The following is a 24,919-nucleotide window of genomic DNA, read 5'->3' on the forward strand; positions in this document are numbered from 1 at the left end:
GTTCCACGTAGCGTGTTCGTATGAGCGATTCGAGGGAGCGGCTGGTAGTCGTCGGCGGCGACGCGGCGGGCATGTCCGCCGCGTCGCAGGCGCGCAGACTCAAGGGCCCGGACGAGCTGGAGATCGTGGCGTTCGAGCGGGGCCATTTCACCTCGTACTCGGCGTGCGGCATCCCGTACTGGGTCGGCGGGCAGGTGTCCGAGCGGGACGAGCTGATCGCGCGGACACCACAGGAGCACCGGGAGCGCGCGATCGATCTGCGCACCCGGACCGAGGTCGTGGCGATCGACCCGGAGCGGCGCCGGGTCCGCAGCCGGGTCCTGGACGGCCCGGGGCGCGGCACCGAGGAGTGGACCGGCTACGACAAGCTCGTCATCGCGACCGGCGCGCGTCCGGTGCGCCCGCCGCTGCCGGGCATCGACGCGCCCGGGGTGCACGGGGTGCAGACCCTGGACGACGGCCAGGCCCTCCTCGACACCCTGGAGGGCACCCCGGGACGCCGCGCGGTGGTCGTCGGCGGCGGGTACATCGGCGTGGAGATGGCCGAGGCGATGATCAACCGGGGCTACGAGGTCACCGTCGTCAACCGCGGCAAGGAACCCATGTCGACGCTGGACCCCGACATGGGCCGGCTGGTGCACGACGCGATGAGCTGGCTCGGCATCACGATGGTCAACGACACCGAGGTCACCGAGATCCGCACCGGGGACGACGGACAGGTCCGGGCGGTGGTCACGGCGGACGGTGAGTACCCGGCGGACGTGGTGATCCTCGGGCTCGGCGTCCGCCCGGAGACCGGGCTGGCGCGGGCGGCGGGACTGCCGCTCGGCGCGTACGGCGGGCTGCTCACCGACCTCGGGATGCGGGTGCGGGGCCATGACGACATCTGGGCGGGCGGCGACTGCGTGGAGGTCCTGGACCTGGTGTCCGGCCAGGAGCGCCATGTCGCGCTCGGCACGCACGCCAACAAGCACGGTCAGATCATCGGCACCAATGTCGGCGGCGGCTACGCGACGTTCCCCGGGGTGGTGGGGACGGCGGTCAGCAAGGTGTGCGATCTGGAGATCGCGCGGACCGGTCTGCGGGAGAAGGACGCGCGGGCCGTGGGCCTGCGCTTCGTGACGGCGACGATCGAGTCGACGAGCCGGGCCGGGTACTACCCGGGGGCGCAGCTGATGACGGTGAAGATGCTGGCCGAGCACCGTACGGGACGGCTGCTCGGGGTGCAGATCGTGGGCCGGGAGAGCGCGGCGAAGCGGGTCGACATCGCGGCGGTGGCGCTGACCGCCGGGATGACCGTGGAGCAGATGACGGCCCTGGACCTGGGGTACGCGCCGCCTTTCTCCCCGGTGTGGGACCCGGTACTGGTCGCCGCGCGCAAGGCGGTCCGGGCGGTACGGGAGGCGGGCTGGTGAGCCGCCGTCCCGTTCTCGCGCCGCACGGGCGCGAGAACGGCCGGAACTGAACGATTGGCGGCGGCCCCGGACGGACATCAAGGGTCGCCGCCGACCGATACGACTGCCCCGGCACGGCCGTGCCGGGGCAGTCATGTCAGCGCTTGTCGTACCGGCCCGGTCGGGTCAGCGGGCGGTGCGCGCGTGCACGTCCGCCACCAGCCGGGTGAGGGCGTCGGGGTCGGTGTCGGGCAGGACACCGTGGCCGAGGTTGAAGATATGGCCCTCCAGCCCACGGGCCGCGTCGAGCACCTCGGTGGTCTTGGCGACGACGGCCTCCGGGGTGGCGAACAGCACCGCGGGGTCGAGGTTGCCCTGGAGCGCCTTGCCCGGGCCGACCCGGCGGGCGGCCTCGTCCAGCGGGACACGCCAGTCGACGCCCACGACATCGGCCCCGGCCTCACCGAGCAGCCCGAGCAGTTCCCCGGTGCCGACGCCGAAGTGGATACGCGGGACGCCGTAGCCCTCTACCGCCTCGAACACCTTGCGGGAGGCGGGCATCACCGAACGGCGGTAGTCGGCGGGCGCGAGGGCCCCGACCCAGGAGTCGAAGAGCTGGACGGCGCTCGCGCCCGCCTCGATCTGGACCTTCAGGAACGCCGAGGTGATCCGGGCGAGCCGGTCCAGCAGGTCGGCCCACAGCTGCGGGTCGCCGTACATGAGGGCCTTGGTGTGCTCGTGGTTGCGGGACGGGCCGCCCTCCACGAGATAGCTGGCCAGGGTGAAGGGCGCGCCCGCGAAGCCGATCAGCGGGGTCGGGCCGAGTTCCGCGGTGAGCAGCCCGATGGCCTCCGTGACGTACCAGACGTCCTCGGGCGTGAGGTCACGCAGCCGGTCGAGGTCGGCGCGGGTACGGATCGGGCGCTCGACGACCGGGCCGACACCGGGCTTGATGTCGAGGTCGATCCCGATGGCCTTCAGGGGGACGACGATGTCGCTGAAGTAGATCGCGGCGTCGACGTCGTGCCTGCGCACGGGCTGAAGGGTGATCTCGGTGACCAGGTCGGGACGCATGCAGGAGTCGAGCATGGCGGTGCCCTCGCGCACCTTGCGGTACTCCGGCAGGGAGCGGCCCGCCTGGCGCATGAACCAGACCGGGGTGTGCGGCACCGGTTCACGGCGGCACGCCCTCAGGAACGCGGAATCCTTGACGCCGTCTCGCGTCGCTGTCGGCTGGTTCGTGGGGATGTCGTTGGCACTCACGCCGCAAAGTCTCCCACGCGGACAGGGTCGCGATCCGGACAGCCCTCACGCGTGCGGGTGTCTCTCCCTGCGCCGGGCGCGGGTTCCCCTTACTCTTCCGGGCATGGCTGCGGCTCAGGAACGACTGTCGGACGGCACGGGCGGGACGGACAACGGCGAGGGGGCGACACGGGAGACGGACCCGGGCCCCCCGGCGTTCCGCTCGGCGGTCGACGCGCTGCGCGCGGCGCGGCTGCGGCCGGGGATCGAGGTCGATCCGACCCCGGCGCCCAAGCGGCTCGCGCCGCACGCGTACGCGCTGGAGGCCGCGGTCGTCGAGGGCGACGAGGATCTCGCGGACGGCCGGCTGGTGCTGCTGCACGACCCCGACGGTCACGACGGCTGGCAGGGCACGTTCCGGCTGGTCACCCTGGTCCGGGCGGAGCTGGAGGCCGAGATGGCCGCGGATCCGCTGCTGCCGGAGGTGTGCTGGTCGTGGCTGACCGGGGCGCTGGAGGACCGGGGGCTGTCGTACGGGGAGCCGAGCGGCACGGTGACCCGGGCGGGGTCGCACTACTTCGGGGGGCTGGCGGAGCGGGCGCCCGCCTCCCAGATCGAGATCCGGGCGTCCTGGACGCCCCGGGAGGGCGTCGGCGGGGTGCCCGACACCGCGGCGCACCTGGCCGCCTGGTGCGATCTGCTGTGCCAGGTGGCGGGGCTTCCCCCGACCCCGGCGCCGGCGCCCGACGCCTCGGTGGTCACCCTCCCCCAGCGCAGGGGGCCCCGCCCGGCCTGATCCCCGTCCCGGTGCGGCTGCGCGGGTCGCCTTCGCTTGCGCCTTCGAGGTTTCCTGTGCCGGGCGCACTTCTCCCTGTGCCGTCGCTCGTGGGGTGCGCGGTTCCCCGCGGGTCGCCTTCGCTCGCGCCGCCGAGGTTTCCTGTGCCGGGCGCACTTGTCCCTGTGCCGTCGCTCGGTGGGTGCGCGGTTCCCCGCGCCCCTGGGTGCTGCCCCTTTGCGGTCGCTCTTCGGGTGCGGGGCGGTTCTCGTCTTTTGCGCAGTTCCCCGCGCCCCTTTGGGGCGCGTTCTGCTGTCTTTCGGGGCGGGGCCGGTCGGGATTCTCCGTCCTCGCTCCAACGCGCTCGGTACGACGTCCAGTGGCTGTACTGGTGGCGTCGGAGTCTGCGGGCAGAGATTCCCGCCCACCCCCTCCCGCAGCCGGGCGCCTGCGAGAGGAGAGGAGTGCCTCTTCAGGGGCGCGGGGAACTGCGCGAAAGCGACGAACGACGGCACAGGGACAAGTACGCCCAGCCGGACGAACCTCGGAAGCGCAAGCGAACACGACTCTCACGATGATCGATCGCGTGTCCGAATTGCACGAAATGTTCTCACGAATTCGTGATCTTTCTCTAAAGGCGACCGGGTTTGATGCCGAAGAGGTCTGTGACCTTGAAAGCACGGTTCGTCCCGGCTTCATCCCCAGAGCCGGCCCCGTCCCGCCACCCCAGGAGGGCCTTGTGTCCGTTCTCCTTGAGCAGCCCGCAAGCCTGGTCGCCTACCGTCCGAACAAGCCGACCGCCATGGTCGTCGTGGCCGACCCGCGCGTCCGCTCCACCGTCACCCGCCACCTGTGGGCGCTCGGGGTGCGCGATGTCATCGAGGCGTCGTCCATCGCCGAGGCCCGGCCCCGTATCGGCAATCCCCGAGACATCTGCGTCGCCGACGTCCATCTTCCCGACGGCAGCGGCCTCACCCTTCTCTCCGAGACCCGTGCCGCGGGCTGGCCCAACGGCCTCGCCCTTTCGGCCGCCGATGACATCGGCGCCGTCCGCAACGCCCTCGCGGGCGGCGTCAAGGGCTATGTCGTCACCGGCACCCGTACCAATGTCGGGCTCCCCACCCGGCCGGGTGCCGCTCCGATCGGGTCCGCCGCGGCCCGTATGCACCGCCGCCCCCCGGGTGCCCCGAGCCACCCGGGCGGCTACCGAGAACTGTCCGGACGCGAGGTCGAGGTGCTGCGGCTGGTCGCCGAAGGCCAGTCCAACAAGGCCATCGGCGTCTCGATGGGCCTGTCCGCCCTGACCGTGAAGAGCCACCTCGCCAGGATCGCCCGCAAGCTCGGCACGGGCGACCGTGCCGGGATGGTGGCCGTGGCCCTGCGTACGGGGATCATCCACTGACCCTTCTCACCCGCACCGCGCCCGCCGACGGAACGTTCCGTCGGCGGGCGCGGTGTTTTCGCAAGTACCCTTGACAGGTGACAGACGCCCAAGAGACCGCAGCAGACACATCACTGCGAACCACCGGGGGCGCCCCTCCGGACGACGGCGTCACCGGCGTCACCGAGGACGGAGCACCGATCGCGCTGCTGGAGCCGCGCGAGGGTGTTCCGCCGGTCGTCGCCGACGAGGGCGCCCTGGCGGACGTGATCGCCGCCTTCGCGGCGGGCAGCGGACCCGTCGCGGTCGACGCGGAACGCGCGTCCGGCTATCGCTACGGGCAGCGCGCCTATCTCGTGCAGCTGCGCCGCGCGGGCGCCGGGACCGCGCTCATCGACCCGGTGGCCTGCCCCGATCTCACCGCGCTCGGGGACGCGCTCGACGGCACCGAGTGGGTGCTGCACGCCGCGACCCAGGATCTGCCGTGCCTGCGGGAAATAGGCATGCGGCCGACCGAGCTGTTCGACACGGAGCTGGCGGGCCGGCTCGCCGGATTCCCCCGGGTCGGACTCGGCGCGATGGTCGAGGGCGTCCTCGGCTACGTCCTGGAGAAGGGCCACTCCGCCGTCGACTGGTCCACCCGCCCGCTGCCCGAGCCCTGGCTCCGTTACGCCGCGCTGGACGTGGAGCTGCTGGTCGATCTGCGGGACGCCCTGGAGGAGGAGCTGGAGCGCCAGGGCAAACTCGACTGGGCGCGCCAGGAGTTCGCCGCGATCGCCACCGCCCCGCCCGCGCCCCCGCGCAAGGACCCCTGGCGGCGGACCTCCGGCATGCACAAGGTGCGGCGGCGCCGTCAGATGGCGGTCGTCCGGGAGCTGTGGGAGGCGCGGGACCGGATCGCCCAGCGGCGGGACGTGTCGCCCGGGAAGGTGCTGGGCGACACCGCGATCGTGGAGGCCGCGCTCGCGCTGCCGCTGACCGTACGGGCGCTCGGGGCGCTGCCCGGGTTCGGCAGCCGGACCGGGCGCAGGCAGCTCGAACAGTGGCAGGCGGCGGTGGAGCGGGCCCGGGCGCTGCCCGAGACACAGCTGCCACAGCCTGGTCTGACGGTGGCCGGACCGCCGCCGCCGCGGGCCTGGGCGGACAAGGACCCCGCCGCGGCGGCGCGGCTGTCCGCGGCGCGGGCCGGGGTGTCGGAGGTGGCCGAGCGGCTCGGGATGCCCCAGGAGAACCTGATCGCCCCGGACACGGTGCGCCGGGTGTGCTGGGAGCCGCCCGTGGTCGTGTCGGTGGAGTCGGTGGGCGACGCGCTGCGGGCGCTGGGCGCCCGCGAGTGGCAGGTCGAGCAGGTCACCCCGGTGCTGACGGAGTCGCTGGCGGCGCATCCCTGACCGGACGCACCCGCCGGAACTGACGCATCCCTGACCGGACGCACTGCCGGACGCGGCACATCTGCCGGAGCGGGCCTGTCCCGGAGCGGCCACTTCGCCGCTCCGGCGCACCGGCTCCGGCGCGTCCGCCCCGCGCGGGGGCCGGTGTGATGTACGCCGCTCGCGGCGGGGGGACTGGGCAGTCTGGTTACCCGCAAGTAGCATGTGGGTACCGCGGTGCGCCGGTGCCTTCGGCGAGGTGGGCCGTGTCGTGCCAGTTCGCGTCTGGAGGAGAGCCATCGTGCCTCGTACCGTCAGGGATGTCGTCTTTGTCGACGGTGTCCGTACCCCGTTCGGCAAGGCGGGCCCGAAGGGCATCTACCACGAGACCCGGGCCGACGACCTCGTCGTGAAGGCGATCCGGGAGCTGCTGCGCCGCAACCCGGGCCTCGACCCGGCGAAGATCGACGAGGTGGCGATCGCGGCCACCACCCAGATCGGTGACCAGGGGCTGACCCTCGGCCGCACCGCCGGCATCCTCGCGGGCCTGCCGCAGTCCGTACCCGGGTACTCGATCGACCGGATGTGCGCGGGCGCGCTGACGGCCGTCACGAGCACCGCCGGATCGATCGCCTTCGGCGCGTACGACATCGTCGTGGCCGGTGGTGTCGAGCACATGGGGCGGCACCCGATGGGTGAGGGCGTCGACCCGAACCCCCGGTTCGTCAGCGAGAAGCTGGTCGACGAGTCGGCGCTGTTCATGGGGATGACCGCGGAGAACCTGCACGACCGGTTCCCGCATCTCACCAAGCGGCGGGCCGACGAGTACGCGGTGCGCTCGCAGGAGAAGGCCGCCAAGGCGTACGCCGACGGCAAGATCCAGCAGGACCTGGTGCCGGTCTCGGTACGGCGGACCAGCCCGGAGGCCGGGGAGACCGGCTGGGGGCTCGCCACCCAGGACGAGCCGATGCGGCCCGGCACGACGCTGGAGACGCTGGCCGGTCTGAAGACTCCCTTCCGTACCCATGGGCGGGTCACCGCGGGCAACGCGGCCGGGCTGAACGACGGCGCCACCGCCTCGCTGATCGCCGCCGAGGACTTCGCGCGCGCCCATGACCTGCCGGTCCGGATGCGGCTGGTGTCGTACGCCTTCGCCGGTGTCGAGCCCGAGGTGATGGGGTACGGACCGATCCCGGCGACCGAGAAGGCGCTCGCCCAGGCGGGCCTGTCGATCTCCGACATCGGACTGTTCGAGATCAACGAGGCGTTCGCCGTGCAGGTGCTCGCCTTCCTCGACCACTACGGCATCGCCGACGACGACAGCCGGGTCAACCAGTACGGCGGCGCCATCGCCTACGGGCACCCGCTGGCGTCCTCCGGGGTCCGGCTGATGACCCAGCTCGCCCGGCAGTTCGAGGAGCAGCCCGAGGTCCGTTACGGCCTCACCACCATGTGCGTCGGCTTCGGCATGGGCGCGACGGTCGTCTGGGAGAACCCGCACTTCGACGGAGGCACCAAGTGAGCACGTCCACCACCGAACTGCTCAAGGGCGCGGCCGAACTGTTCCCGGACGAGGTCGTCACCCAGGCGCACGTCCGTCATCTGGAGCTGCCCGACGGCGCCGGCCGGTTCGCGCTGATCACCCTGGACAACGGCTTCGACCACACCAAGCCGACCACCTTCGGCCCGCAGTCGCTGGCCAATCTGGACGCCGCGCTCGACCAGGTCGAGCAGGAGGCCACCGCCGGGACGATCGTGGGTGCCGGGCTCACCGGCAAGCCGTTCATCTTCGCCGTCGGCGCCGACCTCAAGGGTGTCGAGCTGCTGAAGCGGCACGAGGACGCGCTCGCCATCGGCAAGGGCGGCCACGATGTCTTCAAGCGCTTCGCCTCCCTCGCCGTCCCCACGTTCGCGTACTACAACGGCGCGGCGATGGGCGGCGGGGTCGAGGCCGGGCTGCACTGCTCGTACCGCACCGTCTCCCGGGCGGTGCCCGCGTTCTCGCTGCCGGAGGTCTTCCTCGGGCTGGTACCCGGCTGGGGCGGCTGCGCGCTGCTGCCGAACCTGATCGGCGCGGACAAGGCCGTCTCGGTGATCATCGAGAACTCGCTCAACCAGAACCGCCAGCTCAAGGGCGCCCAGGTCTTCGAGCTGGGGATCGCCGACGCCCTCTTCGACGGCGCCGACTTCCTGGAGCGGTCGCTGGTCTGGACCGCCGGGGTGCTGAACGGCTCGGTCACCGTGGAGCGGCCCGAGGTGGACCGCGGCGAGGGATGGGACCGGGCCGTGGCCCGGGGCCGGTCCGTCGCGGACTCCAAGGTGCACGGGGCGGCGCCCGCCGCGTACCGCGCGCTCGACATCATCGCCGCCGCCAAGGACGGTGACCTCCAGGCCGGGTTCGACGCCGAGGACCAGGCCCTCGCGGATCTGATCATGGGCGGGGAACTGCGCGCCGGGCTCTACGCGTTCAACCTGGTGCAGAAGCGCGCCAAGCGGCCCGCCGGCGCCCCCGACAGGAGCCTCGCGCGGCCCGTCACCAAGGTCGGTGTGGTGGGCGCGGGCCTGATGGCCTCGCAGCTCGCGATGCTGTTTCTGCGCCGCCTTGAGGTGCCGGTCGTGCTGACCGACATCGACCAGGAGCGGGTCGACAAGGGCGTCGGTTACGTCCACGCCGAGATCGACAAGCTGCTGCTCAAGGGCCGGGTGAACCAGGACAAGGCCAACCGGCTCAAGGGCCTGGTCAGCGGGGTGCTGGACAAGGCGGAGGGCTTCTCCGACGCGGACTTCGTCATCGAGGCCGTGTTCGAGGAGATCGGCGTCAAGCAGCGGGTGTTCGCCGAGGTCGAGGCCGTCGTCCCGGCGCACGCGATCCTCGCGACGAACACCTCGTCCCTCTCCGTGAGCGAGATGGCGGCCGGGCTGAAACACCCCGAGCGGGTCGTGGGCTTCCACTTCTTCAACCCGGTGGCGATCCTTCCGCTGCTGGAGATCGTGCGCGGCGAGCAGACGGACGACGCCTCGCTGGCCACCGCGTTCGCCGTGGCGAAGAAGCTGCGGAAGACCGCGGTACTGGTCAAGGACGCCCCGGCGTTCGTGGTGAACCGCATCCTGACGCGCTTCATGGGCGAGATCCAGAACGTCATCGACGAGGGCACGCCCGTCGTCGCGGCGGAGAAGGCCGTCGAGCCGCTGGGGCTGCCGATGTCGCCGCTGGTCCTGCTGGAGCTGGTCGGACCCGCGATCGGTCTGCATGTCTCCGAGACGCTGAACCGCGCGTTCCCCGACCGCTTCACCGTCTCCCCGAACCTGGCCGCCGTGGTCAAGGCGGGCAAGCGCGGCTTCTACGTCCATGACTCCGGCACCCCGGAGCTGGACCCCGAGGTCGCCGCGCTGCTGGTGCAGGGCGACACCGTGCTGACCGAGGAGCAGGTGCGGGCGCGGGTCCTGGACGCGGTGGCCCAGGAGATCGGGCTCATGCTGGACGAGGGTGTCGTCGCCGAGGCGCAGGACATCGACCTGTGCCTGATCACCGGCGCGGGCTGGCCCTTCCATCTGGGCGGCATCACCCCGTACCTGGACCGCGCGGGCGTCAGCGAGCGGGTCAACGGCAAGCCGTTCCTGGCGCCGGGCCTGGCGAGCGTCCCCGAGTAGCGGACCGGACGGACGACCGGCGGACACCGGCGGACACCGGCGGACACGTCGTGGCAGGGGCGGTACGGGGTCTCCGTGCCGCCCCTGGCGCATGCCCGGGGGCGGGGCGGCGGCTGCCCGGCCCGGGACCCGTCCGTACACCGCCCGGGACCCGTCCGTGCACCGCCCGGCCCACCACTCGTACACCGCCCGCGGCTGTCCCCGCACCGGCCGGGGCCTATCCGTACACCGTGCGGGGGCCGACCGTACGGGCTCCCACCGCGCTCACCCGCTCCCTCAGCTCACGGTCGGCGGTGACCACCACGCACTCCCCCGGCGCGCTCCGCGCCCCGGCGGCGAGCTCCACGATCCGGTCGTCCCCGCTGCCCGGCGCCTCGTCCACCCGGACCCCGGGGACCGGCGCGACCCCCTTGGCGGCGCCCTCGACGACCAGCACGATCTCGACCGGCCCCGGCAGCCCCTCGACGCCCTTCGCCGCCTGCCGGGCCAGCCGGTCGCGCAGCCGCTCGGCGGCGCCCCTGCGGTCCTTCCACCAGCCGTCGGGCACCGACCCCACGACGTTCGCCCCGTCCACGATCAGCAGTGTCGTCATCCGCCGGACACGCTCCCTTCCCCGGCCGCCCGGTGCCGCGCGCCGGACCGGAACACCCATCATCGCGTCCGGCGGGGCGTCCCGGGAGGTTGTCCACAGGGCTGTTCCTGCGGTCACGGGTACGGGATCTGGCTGTCGTCGCCCTTGGCCGGTGGGGTGGGACGGCGCGGCATGCCCTTGCCGAGGCGGCTGTGATGACGGCCGTAGAAGAAGTAGACGACCACGCCGATGACCATCCAGGCGCCGAAGCGGAGCCAGGTCTCGGCGGGCAGGTTCAGCATCAGCCACAGCGAGGCCAGGATGGACAGCGCGGGAATCCAGGGGACCAGCGGGGTGCGGAACGCGCGGTGCAGATCGGGCCGGCTGCGCCGGAGCAGGATGATGCCCGCGGCGACCACGACGAACGCGGACAGGGTGCCGATGTTGACCAGTTCGGCGAGTTCGCTGATCGAGGTGAAGCCCGCGACGATCGCCACGACGCCCCCGAGGAGGATCGTCGAACGGTACGGGGTGCCGAAGCGGGGGTGCACCTTGGAGAAGGTCTGCGGGATCAGCCCGTCCCGGCTCATCGCGAAGAAGACCCGGGTCTGCCCGAGCAGCAGGATCATGCAGACCGAGGTGAGGCCGACCGCGGCCCCGAAGCTGATCAGACCCGCCCAGAAGGGGTGCCCCACGGCCTTGAAGGCGTCCGCCAGGGGGGCGTCGACCGTCAGGTCCGTGTACTTCTGCATCCCGGTGACGACGATGGACACGGCGACGTAGAGGACCGTGCAGATCAGCAGCGAGCCGAGGATGCCGCGGGGCACGTCCCGCTGCGGGTTGCGGGTCTCCTCGGCGGCGGTGGCGACGATGTCGAAGCCGATGAACGCGAAGAACACCACGGCCGCGGCGGTGAAGATGCCCATCACCCCGAAGTTGGTCGGGGTGTAGCCGAACATCAGCTGGATCAGCGGCGCGGTGATGTCGGAACTGCCGCTGGTGTGCTCGGCCGGCGGGATGAACGGGTCGTAGTTGGAGCCGGTGATGAAGAAGGCGCCGACGACGATGACGATCAGGACGACCGTGACCTTGATCGCCACGACCACCCCGGTGACCCGTGACGACAGCTTCATACCCACCACCAGGACGCAGGTCAGGACGAGCACCAGCAGACACGCCAGCAGATCGAAGCCGAACTCCCCGCCGTGCGTCCCGGACAGCGGCTGCGGCATACGCAGACCCGCGCTGTCCAGCAGCGACTGGATGTACCCGGACCAGCCGACCGCGACCACCGCACAGCCCAGCGCCAGCTCCAGGATCAGGTCCCAGCCGATGAGCCAGGCGGGGAACTCCCCCAGCGACGCGTACGAGAAGGTGTACGCCGACCCGGCGACCGGGACCGTCGACGCGAACTCGGCGTAGCACAGGGCCGCGAGGGCGCACACGACGCCCGCGACGACGAAGCTGAGGGCGACCGAGGGGCCCGCGTTCTCCTTGGCGATCTTCCCGGTCAGGACGAAGATGCCCGTCCCGATGATGACGCCGACACCGAACACGGTCAGGTCGAGGGCGGACAGCGATTTCTTGAGCGCGTGTTCCGGTTCCTCGGTGTCCTGGATGGACTGTTCGACGGTCTTCGTCCGGAAGAGAGTGCTGCTCACAGACGTACCTCCCACGCTTGTCGTCCCCGACATGATCGAGAGGGCTGCCAGTGGTCAAGCTCCGGCGCGCGGGGGTTCACCCGTACGGGGTGGGCGGGTACGGATACGGGCCGGTGCCCCGCCCCTGGCGGGGAAGGCACCGGCCCGTGTCCACGGCTCGGGTCAGTCGCGGGCGCTCTCCACGGCTCCGGCGGCGGCGCCTTCGTAACGGCCGTCGAGCCGGGCCACCAGACCGGTGACCTGGCGGGCGATGTCGGGGGCCGTCAGCCCGATCTCCGCCATGACCTCCTTGCGGGAGGCATGGTCGAGGAAGCGCGGCGGGATACCGAAGTCACGCAGCGGTACGTCGACACCGGCGTCCCGCAGATGCTGGGCGACGGCGGAGCCGACACCTCCGGCGCGGGAGTTGTCCTCGACGGTGACGACGACCCGGTGGCCTTCCGCGAGCGGGGCCATCGCCTCGTCCACCGGCTTGACCCAGCGGGGGTCCACCACGGTCGTGGAGATGCCCTGCTTGTCCAGCAGGTCCGCGATCTCCAGGCACATCGGCGCGAGCGCGCCGACGGAGACCAGCAGGACATCGGGCCGGTCGGCGCCCGGCTCGCGCAGCACGTCCATCCCGCCGACCTTGCGCAGCGCGCGGACGGCGGGGCCGACGGCGCCCTTGGAGTAGCGGACCACGGTCGGGGCGTCGTCCACCTCGACGGCCTCGCGCAGCTGGAGCCGGACCTGGTCGGCGTCCCGGGGCGCGGCGATCCGTACGTTCGGGACGCACTGGAGGATCGACATGTCCCACATGCCGTTGTGGGAGGCGCCGTCGGTACCGGTGACCCCGGCCCGGTCCAGGACGAAGGTGACCCCGCACTTGTGCAGGGCGACGTCCATGAGGAGCTGGTCGAAGGCCCGGTTGAGGAAGGTCGCGTACACCGCGAAGACGGGGTGCAGTCCGCCCGTCGCCAGCCCGGCGGCGGACACCGCGGCGTGCTGTTCGGCGATCCCCACGTCGTACACCCGGTCGGGGAACGTCTGCGCGAACCGCTTCAGGCCGACCGGCTGGAGCATCGCCGCCGTGATCGCGACGATGTCCGGCCGCTCGTGACCGAGCTTGACCATCTCCTCGCCGAAGACGGACGTCCAGTCCATACCGCCCGCGGCGATGGGCAGGCCCGTGTCGGGGTGGATGGGGCCGATGCCGTGGAAACGATCCGCCTCGTCCTCCTCGGCGGGCTGGTAGCCCCGGCCCTTCTCGGTGAGGCAGTGCACGATGACGGGGCCGCCGAACCGTTTCGCGCGGGACAGCGCGGACTCCAGGGCCTCGATGTCATGGCCGTCGATGGGGCCGACGTACTTGAGACCCAGGTCCTCGAACATGCCCTGCGGGGCGATGAAGTCCTTGAGGCCCTTCTTCGCGCCGTGCAGCGTCTCGTACAGGGGGCGGCCGACGACCGGGGTGCGCTCCAGGAGGTCCTTGCCGCGGGCCAGGAAGCGCTCGTAGCCGTCCGTGGTGCGCAGGGTCGCCAGATGGTCCGCGAGGCCGCCGATCGTCGGCGCGTAGGAGCGCTCGTTGTCGTTGACGACGATGACCAGGGGGCGGTCCTTGGCGGCGGCGATGTTGTTCAGCGCCTCCCAGGCCATACCGCCGGTGAGCGCGCCGTCACCGATCACGGCGACGACATGGTCGTCCTTGGCGAGGACCTGGTTCGCCTTGGCGAGGCCGTCGGCCCAGCCGAGGACGGTCGAGGCGTGGCTGTTCTCGATGACGTCGTGCTCGGACTCCGCGCGGGAGGGGTAGCCCGACAGGCCGCCCTTGGCGCGCAGGCCGCTGAAGTCCTGGCGGCCGGTGAGAAGCTTGTGGACGTAGCTCTGGTGGCCGGTGTCGAACAGGACACGGTCCTTGGGCGACTCGAAGACTCTGTGCAGGGCGATGGTCAGCTCGACCACACCGAGGTTGGGGCCGAGGTGGCCGCCGGTCTTGGACACCGCCTCGACCAGGAAGGTCCGGATCTCTCCGGCGAGCTCGGTCAGCTCATCCGGGGTGAGCCGGTCCAGATCGCGCGGTCCCGTGATGCGGGTCAGCAACGGCACCCGTGCCTCCTTGCAATAGAGCATCGACCTTTGCCGGGTCTGTCGAGTCTAATGTTCCCCGCGGGTCGCCTTCGCTTGCGCCCCGAGGTTTCGCCTCCGGTCGTACTTTGTTCGAAGGGTTGCCCCTTCGGTTGCGCTTCCGGGGTCCGTCCGGCTGGACGTACTCCGTTCCTGTGCCGTGGTTCGGTGGTTTCGCGCAGTTCCCCGCGGGCCGCCTTCGCTTGCGCTCCCCAGGTCCGTCCGGCGGGACGCACTCCGTTCCTGCGCCGTCGCTCGTGGGGTGCGCAGTTCCCCGCGCCCCTGGATGCTGCTCCGGTCCGTCGCCCTTCGGGTGCGGGTGCGCCCTCGTTTTCGCGCAGTTCCCCGCGGGCCGCCTTCGCTTGCGCGCCTCCCAGGTCCGTCCGGCGGGACGCACTCCGTTCCTGCGCCGTCGCTCGTGGGGTGCGCAGTTCCCCGCGCCCCTGGATGCTGCCCCGGTCCGTCGCCCTTCGGGTGCGGGTGCGCCCTCGTTTTCGCGCAGTTCCCCGCGCCCCTTTGGGGCGCGTTCTGCCGGTCTTTTGGGTCGGTGCCGGTCGGGATTCTCCGTCCTCGATCCGACACGCTCGGTAAGACGTTCCCTTGCCCGACTGAAGAGCATCGGAGTCTGCGGGCAGAGATTCCCGCCCACCCCCTCCCGCAGCCGAGCGCCTGCACGAGGAGGATGGTCCAACCCCGTCCCCGCAGACAGAGAACAGCCCCAGGTGGCGCCCCCAAAGGGGCGCGGGGAACTGCGCAAAAGCGAGGACGGCCCGCACCCGAGGGACAACCGCAATGGGGCACCACCCCAGGGGCGCGGGGAACTGCGCAAAGACGAGGACGGCCCCGCACCCGAAGAGCGACCGCAACGGGGCAGCACCTCAGGGGCGCGGGGAACTGCGCAAAGACGAGGACGGCCCCGCACCCGAAGAGCGACCGCAAGGGGGCAGCATCCAGGGGCGCGGGGAACTGCGCACCCCCGGACGGCCCGCACAGGGACAGGTACGTCCAGGTGGGAGTACCTCGAAGGTCAGCTACACGCGACCCGCTGCCTTCTGGGTGCGGCGGGAGACCGAGTCGATCACGACCGCCGCCAGGAGGACGCCGCCCGTGATCATGTACTTGACCGGTTCCGCGATGGACTCCAGCTGGAGGCCCTTCTGGATGGAGACGATCACCAGTACGCCGAGCAGCGCGGACCAGGTCCGGCCCCGCCCCCCGAACAGGCTCGTCCCGCCGATCACCGCGGCGGCGATCGAGCTCATCAGAAGGTCACCCGCCCCCGCGCCCTGGTTCGCCGCGGCGATCTTCGACGCGATCATGAGGCCGCCCATCGCGGCCAGCGTCCCCGAGATCGCGAAAACCGTGATCCGGACCGCGGTGACATCGATCCCCGCCCGCCGGGACGCCTCGATGCTCCCGCCGAGCGCGAACACCTGGCGTCCGAAGGCCGTGCGGCGCAGGACGAGGTCCGTGACGACGACCACACCCACGAAGATCACCAGGGCCAGCGGCAGGCCCTTGTACTGGTTGAGCAGATACGCGGCGGAGTAGCACAGCACTGCCAGCACGCCCGCGCGCAGCGCCAGCTCGCTCAGCGGCCGGGAGGGGATGCCCGCGGCGTCGCGTTTGCGGGCGGCGTGCAGGGCGGAGAGGAAGTACCCGGCGACGGCGACGGTCGCGAGCCCGTAGGCGGCGGCGATGTCGGTGAAGTAGTAGCGGGTGAGCTGGGCGACGAGCCCGGCGTCGTCGAGGTTGATGGTGCCGTTCGCGCCGAGGATCTGGAGCATGAGCCCGTTCCAGGCGAGCAGCCCGGCCATGGTGACGACGAAGGCGGGTACGCCGATCCGGGCGAAGAAGAAGCCGTGGACGGCCCCGGCGGCGGTACCGGTGAGGATCGCGAGGATCAGCGCGGGCCACTCGGGCATTCCGTGGCTGACGCTCAGTACCGCGAAGGCGGCGCCGGCCAGTCCGCTGACCGAGCCGACCGCGAGGTCGATCTCGCCGATCAGCAGGACGAAGACGACGCCGACGGCGATGAGCCCCGTACCGGCGATGTCGACGGAGATGTTGGAGAGGTTCTCCGCCGAGAGGAAGGCGGGGTTGAGGGACTGGAAGACGGCCCAGATGACGACGAGCCCGACGACCACGGGGACGGAGCCCAGCTCGCCGGAGCCGAGCCGTCGGCGGAACTCCGCCGCGTAGCCGCCGAAGCCCTGTTCGCGGACCAGCAGCCGGGGGTCGGTCACGGTCACCGCGCCCCGGGCGGGCGCGGGCGCGTCGACCGGGGTGAGCACCGCGGCCGGGGCGTCGGACGGGGTGGCGGTGTCCGCCGGGGCGGGGGTCTTCCGCAGGTCGGCGGCGGGGTCGGGGGCCGGACCGTTCAGGTTGTCGGTGCTCATCGGACCGCCTCCTCGCCGCGTGCCGCGCGCCGGGTCACCGCGTTGTCGGTGGCGCCCGTGATCGCGGAGACGATCTCCTCCTGGGAGGTGGTGGCCATCGGGAAGAAGCCGTTGTTGCGGCCGAGCCGCAGTACGGCGACCCGGTCCGCGACGGCTTTGACGTCGGCCATGTTGTGGCTGATCAGGATGACCGCGAGGCCGCGTTCGCGGAGCCGTTCCACCAGGTCGAGCACCTGCGCGGTCTGTTCGACGCCGAGGGCGGCGGTCGGCTCGTCGAGGATCACGAGGCCCGGGTCCCCGAGCAGTGAGCGGGCGATGGCGACGGTCTGGCGCTGGCCGCCGGACAGCGAGGCGATCGGGATGCGGACGCTCGGGATGCGGATGGAGAGGGTGGTCAGCAGTTCACGGGAGCGGCGTTCCATCTCGACCTCGTCGAGGACCGCGTACCGGCGCAGCTCCCGGCCGAGGAAGAGGTTGCCGACGACATCGAGGTTGTCGCAGAGCGCGAGGTCCTGGTAGACGGTGGCGATGCCCAGTTCCTGCGCGTCATGGGGCTTGTCGATCCGGACGGGGGCGCCACGCCATTCGATGGCGCCGCCGTCGACGGGGTGGACCCCGGCGATCGCCTTGACGAGGGTGGACTTCCCGGCGCCGTTGTCGCCGACAAGGGCGACCACCTCACCGGCGTGGACCTCTAGTTCGACCTCGGTGAGCGCCTGGACGGCTCCGAAGCGTTTCGAGATCCCGCGCAGCGCCAGCACGGGGGTTGCGGACACGTGGCACCATCTCCTTCACCGCCTGACCGGCGGGGGTACCGCGCCTTGGGGGCCGGGCGCGGAGCTGAGGGGAAGGACGGGTTCGTGCGGTGGCCGTGCGGCCCTGGGTGGTCCGGTGCCCTGTCCGTGCTCGCGGGGCGTCGGTGACGGGACACCGGACGGGGGCGGGTCCCGCCGGGGACCCGCGCGGCCCGTGGGCCGCCTGCCATGGGGCGGGTCAGTCCGTCAGACCGAGCTTGTCGCAGTCGGCCCGGTACTTGGCGGTGCAGATCTCCGCGACGGAGTAGACGCCGTCCTTGAGGACGGTGTCCTTGATGTTGTCCTTGGTCAGCGCGACGACGGGGACGAGGACGGACGGGACGCCCTTGGTGGTGGGGCTGTCGACGGTGTCCTGGGTGAGGGTGTCGAGCTTCTCGCCCCTGGCCAGGGCGACGGCCATCTCGGCGGCGGCGTCCGCCTCGGGCGCGTACGGCTTGTAGACGCTCATGTACTGCTCACCGGCGACGATGCGCTGGACCCCGGCGAGTTCGGCGTCCTGGCCGGTGACCGGCGGCAGTGGGGAGACACCGGCGGCCTTGAGGGCCTGGATGATGCCGCCGGCCATGCCGTCGTTGGCGGAGTAGACGCCGATGATCTCGCCCTTGCCGAGGGCGGTGATGGCGCTCTCCATGTTGGAGTTGGCGTTCTCCGGCTTCCACTCCTTGGTGTCGAACTCCCGGCCTATGGTCACCTTGCCGTCGAGTTCCTCGTGGGCGCCCGCCTTGAACAGGGCCGCGTTGGGGTCGGTGACGGAGCCGTTCATCATGACGACCCGGCCGTCCTTGGGCTTGTCACCGAGGGCCGCCACCAGGGCCTTTCCCTGGACACGGCCCACCTCCTCGTTGTCGAAGGAGGTGTACGCGTCGATCGGGCCCTCGGCCAGCCGGTCGTAGGCGACGACGGGGATGTCCGCCTCCTTGGCCTTGCGGACGGCCCCGGCGATGGCCTTGGAGTCGACGGCGTCCAGGACGAGCACGTCGACCTTGTTCGTGATCATCGTGTCGACCTGCTGGTTCTGCACGGTGGCGTCCTGCTTGGCGTTGGCGTACCTGACGTCCGCCTTGCCGTCGGTGAGTTCCTTGACGCGCTTCTCGATGAGGGGTTTGTCGAACTTCTCGTACCGGGCGGTCTGGTTCTCCGGCAGGAGCAGACCTATCTTCAGTGAGTCGCTCTTCTTCGGGCTCCGGCTGCCGTCGGACTGACGGCCGGATTCCTTGGCACTGCCGCAGGCGGCCAGTGTGACAGCCGCGGCCGTGACGACAGCGGCCATGGCCGCCCGACGCGTACGCGTGTTCACCACAGATACCTCCCTGACGGGGCCGCGTCATTGCGGCCGAGGTGGCTGGCAGTCAACTCGGCCCCACCACAAGCGTCAAGGAGTTAAGCCTTAACGAGACGACAACGGTGCCATGTGTGAACTAAGTGAAGGCGGGAGTGGTCCGCCCGTTCACGGGAACGGACGCGTCCAGAAGAGTGGACGCGTCCATCTCGGTGAGCGCCAGCACGAGCGCGCCCAGCACCTCGGCCCGGCCGCCGAGCGCGCCGGGCAGTACGGAGAGCTGCCGTGCCGCGCTCGGTATCGCGTACCGGCCGACGGATTCGCGTACCGGGCCGAGCAGCAGTTCACCGGCTTCCGCCAGGTCACCGCCGATGACGATCCGGCTCGGGTTCAGCAGATTGCACAGGCTCGCCACTCCGGTGCCGATGTGGCGGCCGACGTCCGCGACGACCCGGCGGCATCCGGGGTCGCCGTCGCGGGCCAGCCTGACGACGCGCTCCATGGTCAGATCGGGGCCGTGGCTGGAGCGCAGCAGGGGCAGGACGTAGCGGGCGGCGGTGAACGTCTCCAGGCAGCCGCGGTTGCCGCAGCGGCAGACCGGGCCGGACTCGTCGAGGGTGATGTGCCCGATCTCCCCGGCGGTGCCGCCGGGGCCCCGGTAGATCTCCCCGTTGATCACCAGTCCGGCGCCGACCCCGCTGGAGACCTTGATGTACGCGAGGTCCTTGACGCCCCGCCCGCTGCCCCAGACGAGTTCGCCGAGGGCGCCGAGGTTGGCGTCGTTGTCGACGTGGACGGGGATGCCGAGCCGGCCGCCCAGTTCCTCGGCGGGCCTGGTGCCGACCCAGCCGGGCAGTATCGAGGTGGACCCGAGGGTGCCGGTGACCAGATCGATGGGGCCGGGGACCCCGAGGCCCAGGCCGGTGATCTTGGCGCGGTCCAGTCCGGCGGCCTCGATCAGCCGGTCGACCAGCCGTTCCGCGCGGTCGAAGCCGTCCTGCGCGGAGGCGTCGACGTCCACCGGTTCGGACTCCTCGGCGAGCACCTGGTGGGCGAGGTTGCCGATCGCCACCCGGAGGTGGGTGTGTCCGAAGTCGACCCCGACGACGATGCCCGCGTCCCCGCTGAGGGAGACGCTGCGGGCCCGCCTGCCACCCGCCGAGGTGGGGGTGACCTGGACCTTTCCCTGGTCCTTCAGCTCGCGGACGATGTTCGAGACGGTCGCCGCCGACAGTCCTGTGCCCCGGGCGATCTCCGCCTGGGTGAGGGAGCCCGCCAGCCGTACGGCCCGGACCACGCGTTCCAGATTGGCCCGGTGCAACGACGACTGCGAACCCGGAGTCTCCATCGGCCCATCCACTCCTGTTTCCCGGGGGCGGCCACGGTGCGCCGCCCCAGTGCCCGGGTCGGTGAAGCGGAACCGGGCTGTGTACAAGTCATGAACACCAAGCTCCGCCGAACGGGTTACCGCAGTCAAGTCCTTGAGGGAAATCGGTGACGAATCGCATCAAGTACCCCAAGGCCCCCGGACCGCTGCCGCGAGGTCTTCCCGGACCCGCCCCGGGCCCGCGGCACCCGTCGCGCGGTCCGGACAGCACGGGCGCCCCGGTTTGTCCAGCGCGGACCCGCCCGGTAGCCGTCCGCGGCTGATACCCACCCCTGTACGACCGTCCGGGGGAATTCGGTGCGATCCACGGGAACCGGACGGCCCCGTACATGGCACCCCCTCCGCCCTTCGGAGGACGGGGGGCGGGCAGGGGTTCGCTGGGGTCGCCCAGAGGGTCCGGCACCACCGATCGGCGGGGGCGATCCCCCGGTCACCCCCCGATCGGTGGGGCGCAATGTCACTCCAGTGGTGTAGACGTATACCTGACCACGTTCTACGTATGGACACATGCGTTCATGAGACCCGGGGGGGCCGTGATCGACATAGGGCTGTTTGACGACAGCGAAGTGTATCGAGCAGGGATCGAAGCCGTTTTAGCTACTGAAGCGGACATCAAGGTCACTGTCTCCGGAAAGGTGCATGAGGCGACGGCGCAATTGCGCCATGTTCGCCCGCAGGTAGTGCTGCTGGGCAGTGTGCGCGGGCATGATCAGGTGCTCACCGCGCTGGGACGGCTGCGGCGGATGGGCACCCCGCCCGTGCTGCTGCTGATCCCCGCGCAGGAGCGGATCTCGCTGCACGGACTGCTGGAGGCCGGGGCACTCGGCATCACCGACCGTGACGGCGGGGCGGCAGCACTCGCCCATGCCGTCAGAACCGTCGCCTCCGGAGGGTGGTCGCTGCCCGCGCAGCTCGCCCGGACGGTGGTGACGGGCTATCTGCGCGGTGGTGCGCGGGAGCACGGCAACCGCGCGCTCCAGGAGGTCCGGGAGAGACTGACGCCCCGGCAGCAGGAGGTGCTGACGCTGATGAGCGAGGGAATGACCAACCCCGAGATCGCCGAGGTCCTCTCCGTCGGCACCGCGACCGTCAAGGATCATGTCCAGACGATCCTGGACCGGCTGGGCACGCCCAACCGGACACTGGCGGCGCGGCTCGCCTGGGAGGCGCAGCTCGCGACATGCGGGCCCGCGACCCCTTCCGGGGTGTGACGCACGGGGGCGGACCTGGTCCGCCCCCGCTTCACCCGCGGGTTCCACGGGTGCGCGGTTCCACGCGTCGTACGTGCCGGGTACGGCGGAAGCCGGATACGACGGAAGGGGCCCGGGGCTTCGCGCCTCGGACCCCTTCCGGAGTGGTGCTTGTTACTTCAGGGCGCCGGCCGTGAGGCCGGAGACCACCTGGCGCTGGAAGACGATGTACGCGGCGAGCACCGGCAGCATCGCCATGACGAGACCGGCGAAGAGGCCGGACCAGTCACCCTTGTAGCCCTGCGAGACGGAGAGCTGCACCAGGCCCTGGGTCAGCACCCGGTTCTCCGGGTCGCTGTTGAGCACGGTGGGCAGCATGTACTGGTTCCACTGGCCCAGGAAGTTGAAGATGCCGACGCTGATCAGACCGGGCCGCGCCATCGGCAGCATGATCTGGAAGAACGTCCTGGTGTGGGTGGCCCCGTCCACGAACGCCGCCTCCGCCACCGAACTGGGCAGGCTGCGGAAGAAGGAGGTCAGGAAGAACACCGTGAACGGCAGTGAGTAGGCGATGTACACCAGGATCAGACCGTGGATGGTGTTCAGGAGCCCCATGTTGTTCACGACGTAGAACAGGGGCACCAGGGCCAGCATCACCGGGAAGCTCATACCACCGACGAACAGGTAGTAGAGGAACCGGTTCCCCGGGAACTCGAACCGGGCCAGCACATAGGCCGCCATCGAACCGAGGACCAGGGTGCCGATCAGCGACCCGCCCACCACCATGATGGTGTTCAGGAAGTAGTCGGCCATACGGGCCTGGCTCCAGGCCCTCGACCAGTTGTCGAAGTTCAGCGAGGTCGGGAGCGACCAGGGCGAGTTGAAGATCGCCGCGTCGTCCTTGAAGGAGGTCATCACCGCCCAGAGCAGCGGCATCACCACCAGGATCGCCCAGACGATCAGGATGCCGTGCGAGAAGACGTTGAGGACCTGGCCCTCGGACTTCTCCTTCGGACGCGGCGGGCGTCCGTCCTGCTTGCTGACCCGGGGCGCGGGAACGGCATCCGGGGCGGTGGGGGTCTCAGTGGTCTTCATCAGAACTCCAGCCGCTCGCGCCGGCCCAGCTTCATCACGATGGCCGCGAAGGCCAGGGTCACGACGAGCAGAGCGACACCGATCGTGGTTGCGTAGGCGGCCTGGCCGTCACGGAACGCCTTCTGGTACACGTACAGCACCATGACGGTGGTGGAGTAGTCCGGGCCGCCGGGGCCGATCGTCATGATCTGTACGACCGCGAACGACTCGGCGCCGAGCGCCAGGACACCGATGTAGACCCAGCCGGACTGGACCGTGTCCCACAGCAGCGGCAGGGTGACCCTGAAGAAGGTCGTGATCCTGCTGGCGCCGTCGAGCAGCGCGGCCTCGTACAGCTCGGTCGGGATCGACGCCATTCCGGCGGAGAAGAGGACCACGAAGAATCCGACCGTGGACCAGACGAGTACCGCCATCACGCACCAGAGCGCGAGATCCGGGTCCCCCAGCCACACCGGCTGGAGGTCGTCGAGTCCGATCGCCTTGAAAGTGGAGTTCAGGGCCCCGCTCTGCGGGTTGTAGGCGAACTGGAAGAGCAGGGCGACGATCGCGATCGACAGGACCTGCGGGAAGAAATAGACGATCTTGTAGAAGCCCGAGCCACGTACCCCGCTGACCACGGGGCCGCCCTTGCGGCGCCTTCCTCCGACGTTGATCATAAACGCGAAGAAAAGCGCCAGGCTGAGTGTCACCAGCGGCAGCAGCAACGCGAACAACATGCTGTGCTGCAACGATCTCCAGAAGATGTCGTCTTCGAACATCCTGCTGTAGTTGTCGAAGCCCACCATCTCGAAGTCCGGGCTCAGGCCGGTCCAGTTCGTGAAGGAATAGAAGATGGACTGGATGAACGGCCAGATGACGAAGAGTGTGTACAACGTCATCGGGATCACTAGGAATCCCACGATGAACCGGTACTTACCGTGCTGCATTGCTACCGACCCCGATCTTTCCGCGGGTGCCGCCGCTGGTGACCCATGGCTTACTGGTGCTTGTAGTGCTTGATCGAATCGTCCTTGGCCGTGGCGTCGGCGAAGTCCTGGATCCGCTTGACGGCCTCGGCCGGTGTCACGCTGCCGGCCAGCAGACCGCTGAGCACCGCGACACCGATCTGCTCACGCTGGAGCTGCCCGTACCAGTCCTGGAGACGCGGGTTCACCACGTTCTCCCCGGCCTTCTCCAGCGCGGCCACGCCCGCCTTGAGACCCGGGCTGAGGTCGATGCCCGTGGTGCCACCGTTGAAGGCGGTCAGGGACTTGACCTTGGAGGTGAAGTTCTTGGAGGACTCCTCGCTCAGCATGGTGCGCAGGAGCTCCATGCCTCCCTCGGGGTTCTTCGCCTTCGCGGGGACGATGAAGGGCTCGCCGCCGGACGCCCAGATGGTCCCGAAGGGCATCTTGTCGGAGGAGTCGATACCGGTCGGGGCGGAAACCGTGAGACCGAAGTCCTTCGGCATGGTGGACGCGGCCTCGTTCTCGACCCAGGAGCCGTTGGGGATGAACAGCGCCTTCCCCTTGGTCCACTCGGTCTGCGACTGGATGTGGTCGAGACCGGGGGTGCCCTTGAGGATGTAGCCCTTCTTGAAGAGCTCGTAGTACGCCTCGAAACACTCCTTGACCGCGGGGTGCTTCCACGCGTTGGGCTCAAGGTTGTCGATCGCGTCGAGGACCTCGCGGCCACCGCGCTTGGCGATCATCGGGTACAGCGAGAACGGCAGGTAGTACGGGTGCTTGCCCGCGTAGGTCCAGCCCGCGATGCCCTTCCTCTTGGCCTTCTCGCAGACCTTGAGCATGTCGTCCCAGGTCTCGGGGTAGGTCTCGTCCAGGCCGTCGAGGGCCTTCTGCGAGTACCAGACGCCGTACAGGGTGTAGGCGTAGTAGAGGATCCAGACCTGCTCGCCCTCGAACTGGCCCATCTCGACGATGCCGGGCCGCAGGGTGTCGCGGACCTTCTTGTTCGGGTCGTCGTACGACGCCGAGTCGAGCAGGGTGGTGAGGTCGGACAGCTGCTTCTTGCCGACCAGGACCCCCATGTCCATCTGGTCCTTGCCGGAGTTGTCGATGAGGTCCGGCGGGGTGCCCCCGTTGAAGCGGGGCTGGAGGACGGGCTGGATCGTCTGGGTGGTGGTGAACTTGACCTTCCCGGCCTTGGGGAAGTTCTTCTCGTAGATCTTGTTGGCGTCCTCGGCGTACTCCTTGCCGAATCCACCGTCGAAGAGGACGAATTCCACCTGGGCGCTCTCGTTCACGCCAAGCGGGTTCTTCTCCGTCTTCTTGCCCTTTTCCACCTTGTTGCCCGAATCGCTGTCGCCGCTCGCGCAGGCCGACAGGAAGCTCATCGTGGGCACGGCCACCAGGCCGAGTGCAGCGGACCGCTTGATCAGATCACGGCGGCCGACGCCGTTCTGCTTGTTCTGGGCGGAAGATCCCATGCTCAAGTCCTCGCCTTCTCCAGGACTCAGGCGGTGAACCGGACCCTCCCCGGCACCGCGGTGTGATGAAGCTGGGGTCGAACAGAAAACCACGGGATCGGCTGGAATGTGCGGTACCGGTGCCCCCTGACACCACTGTTCCGCGTTCCCCTCTTCCCCCCCGGTCGGCCCGCGGCCAGAA

18 protein-coding genes are annotated in these 24,919 nt (G+C 70.4%); 7 read left to right on the forward strand and 11 right to left on the reverse strand.

What is annotated here, in order from left to right:
* Positions 1 to 20 precede the first annotated feature (20 nt).
* A complete protein-coding gene (locus tag OG711_RS09585) occupies positions 21 to 1,415 on the forward strand; it encodes an FAD-dependent oxidoreductase (RefSeq protein ID WP_073789685.1) in 1,395 nt (464 codons plus the stop codon).
* A gap of 165 nt (positions 1,416 to 1,580) precedes the next feature.
* On the opposite strand, the gene hemE is transcribed toward OG711_RS09585, so the two are convergent.
* Positions 1,581 to 2,657, reverse strand: coding sequence for a uroporphyrinogen decarboxylase (gene hemE, locus OG711_RS09590; RefSeq protein WP_266507347.1), 1,077 nt, complete (start codon positions 2,655 to 2,657; stop codon positions 1,581 to 1,583).
* A gap of 103 nt (positions 2,658 to 2,760) precedes the next feature.
* Between hemE and OG711_RS09595 the strand changes: the two genes are divergently transcribed.
* The 5 genes from OG711_RS09595 to OG711_RS09615 all read left to right on the forward strand — a co-directional run bounded on the left by OG711_RS09595 (position 2,761) and on the right by OG711_RS09615 (position 9,813).
* Positions 2,761 to 3,432, forward strand: coding sequence for a DUF3000 domain-containing protein (locus OG711_RS09595; RefSeq protein WP_073789680.1), 672 nt, complete (start codon positions 2,761 to 2,763; stop codon positions 3,430 to 3,432).
* A 718-nt stretch (positions 3,433 to 4,150) separates the two neighbouring features.
* Positions 4,151 to 4,813 (forward strand): response regulator transcription factor, encoded by a 663-nt coding sequence (locus OG711_RS09600; protein WP_030687574.1) that lies wholly within the window; start codon positions 4,151 to 4,153, stop codon positions 4,811 to 4,813.
* Positions 4,814 to 4,890: 77 nt separating this feature from the next.
* Entirely contained in the window at positions 4,891 to 6,183 is a 1,293-nt protein-coding gene (locus OG711_RS09605) for a ribonuclease D (RefSeq protein WP_073789678.1), read from the forward strand.
* Positions 6,184 to 6,463: 280 nt separating this feature from the next.
* Positions 6,464 to 7,684, forward strand: coding sequence for a thiolase family protein (locus OG711_RS09610; RefSeq protein ID WP_073789676.1), 1,221 nt, complete (start codon positions 6,464 to 6,466; stop codon positions 7,682 to 7,684).
* Positions 7,681 to 9,813, forward strand: a complete 2,133-nt coding sequence (locus tag OG711_RS09615; protein WP_329559064.1) for a 3-hydroxyacyl-CoA dehydrogenase NAD-binding domain-containing protein — start codon at positions 7,681 to 7,683, stop codon at positions 9,811 to 9,813. Before OG711_RS09610 ends, OG711_RS09615 begins: the two co-directional genes overlap by 4 nt.
* A gap of 217 nt (positions 9,814 to 10,030) precedes the next feature.
* Here OG711_RS09615 and OG711_RS09620 read toward each other — a convergent pair whose 3' ends face one another.
* The 7 genes from OG711_RS09620 to OG711_RS09650 all read right to left on the reverse strand — a co-directional run bounded on the left by OG711_RS09620 (position 10,031) and on the right by OG711_RS09650 (position 19,989).
* Positions 10,031 to 10,405, reverse strand: a complete 375-nt coding sequence (locus OG711_RS09620; RefSeq protein WP_266507365.1) for a PIN domain-containing protein — start codon at positions 10,403 to 10,405, stop codon at positions 10,031 to 10,033.
* A gap of 113 nt (positions 10,406 to 10,518) precedes the next feature.
* Entirely contained in the window at positions 10,519 to 12,078 is a 1,560-nt protein-coding gene (locus OG711_RS09625; RefSeq protein ID WP_329559065.1) for an amino acid permease, read from the reverse strand.
* 129 nt (positions 12,079 to 12,207) lie between these two features.
* Positions 12,208 to 14,130 carry a 1-deoxy-D-xylulose-5-phosphate synthase gene (gene dxs, locus OG711_RS09630; protein ID WP_329559066.1) on the reverse strand — a complete coding sequence of 641 codons (1,923 nt, stop codon included), beginning with the start codon at positions 14,128 to 14,130 and terminating at the stop codon, positions 12,208 to 12,210.
* Between the two features lie 1,049 nt (positions 14,131 to 15,179).
* Entirely contained in the window at positions 15,180 to 16,547 is a 1,368-nt protein-coding gene (locus OG711_RS09635) for a sugar ABC transporter permease (RefSeq protein ID WP_079184740.1), read from the reverse strand.
* A complete protein-coding gene (locus OG711_RS09640) occupies positions 16,544 to 17,323 on the reverse strand; it encodes an ATP-binding cassette domain-containing protein (RefSeq protein ID WP_266507371.1) in 780 nt (259 codons plus the stop codon). Before OG711_RS09640 ends, OG711_RS09635 begins: the two co-directional genes overlap by 4 nt.
* A 217-nt stretch (positions 17,324 to 17,540) precedes the next feature.
* The gene (locus OG711_RS09645) at positions 17,541 to 18,659 is read right to left on the reverse strand and encodes an ABC transporter substrate-binding protein (protein ID WP_245876823.1); all 1,119 of its coding nucleotides are present in this window, start codon (positions 18,657 to 18,659) and stop codon (positions 17,541 to 17,543) included.
* A 121-nt stretch (positions 18,660 to 18,780) separates the two neighbouring features.
* Positions 18,781 to 19,989: an ROK family transcriptional regulator gene (locus OG711_RS09650; RefSeq protein WP_073789660.1), complete on the reverse strand. Its 1,209-nt coding sequence runs from the start codon at positions 19,987 to 19,989 to the stop codon at positions 18,781 to 18,783.
* Between the two features lie 734 nt (positions 19,990 to 20,723).
* Between OG711_RS09650 and OG711_RS09655 the strand changes: the two genes are divergently transcribed.
* Positions 20,724 to 21,239: a response regulator transcription factor gene (locus OG711_RS09655; protein ID WP_266507374.1), complete on the forward strand. Its 516-nt coding sequence runs from the start codon at positions 20,724 to 20,726 to the stop codon at positions 21,237 to 21,239.
* A 153-nt stretch (positions 21,240 to 21,392) separates the two neighbouring features.
* Here the strand turns inward: OG711_RS09655 and OG711_RS09660 are convergent, their stop codons facing one another.
* Genes OG711_RS09660 through ngcE form a run of 3 tightly spaced genes read right to left on the reverse strand, consistent with a single transcriptional unit; the run spans position 21,393 to position 24,738 of the window.
* Positions 21,393 to 22,313 (reverse strand): carbohydrate ABC transporter permease, encoded by a 921-nt coding sequence (locus OG711_RS09660; protein ID WP_073789655.1) that lies wholly within the window; start codon positions 22,311 to 22,313, stop codon positions 21,393 to 21,395.
* Positions 22,313 to 23,239 carry a carbohydrate ABC transporter permease gene (locus tag OG711_RS09665; protein WP_073789650.1) on the reverse strand — a complete coding sequence of 309 codons (927 nt, stop codon included), beginning with the start codon at positions 23,237 to 23,239 and terminating at the stop codon, positions 22,313 to 22,315. The genes OG711_RS09660 and OG711_RS09665 overlap by 1 nt, the downstream gene beginning before the upstream one ends.
* Before the next feature lie 50 nt (positions 23,240 to 23,289).
* Complete coding sequence (gene ngcE / locus OG711_RS09670; protein WP_073789647.1) at positions 23,290 to 24,738, reverse strand: N-acetylglucosamine/diacetylchitobiose ABC transporter substrate-binding protein; 1,449 nt, start codon at positions 24,736 to 24,738, stop codon at positions 23,290 to 23,292.
* Between the last annotated feature and the right edge of the window lie 181 nt (positions 24,739 to 24,919).

The sequence above is a fragment of the Streptomyces uncialis genome (assembly GCF_036250755.1).
In the GTDB taxonomy this organism is placed as follows: domain Bacteria; phylum Actinomycetota; class Actinomycetes; order Streptomycetales; family Streptomycetaceae; genus Streptomyces; species Streptomyces uncialis.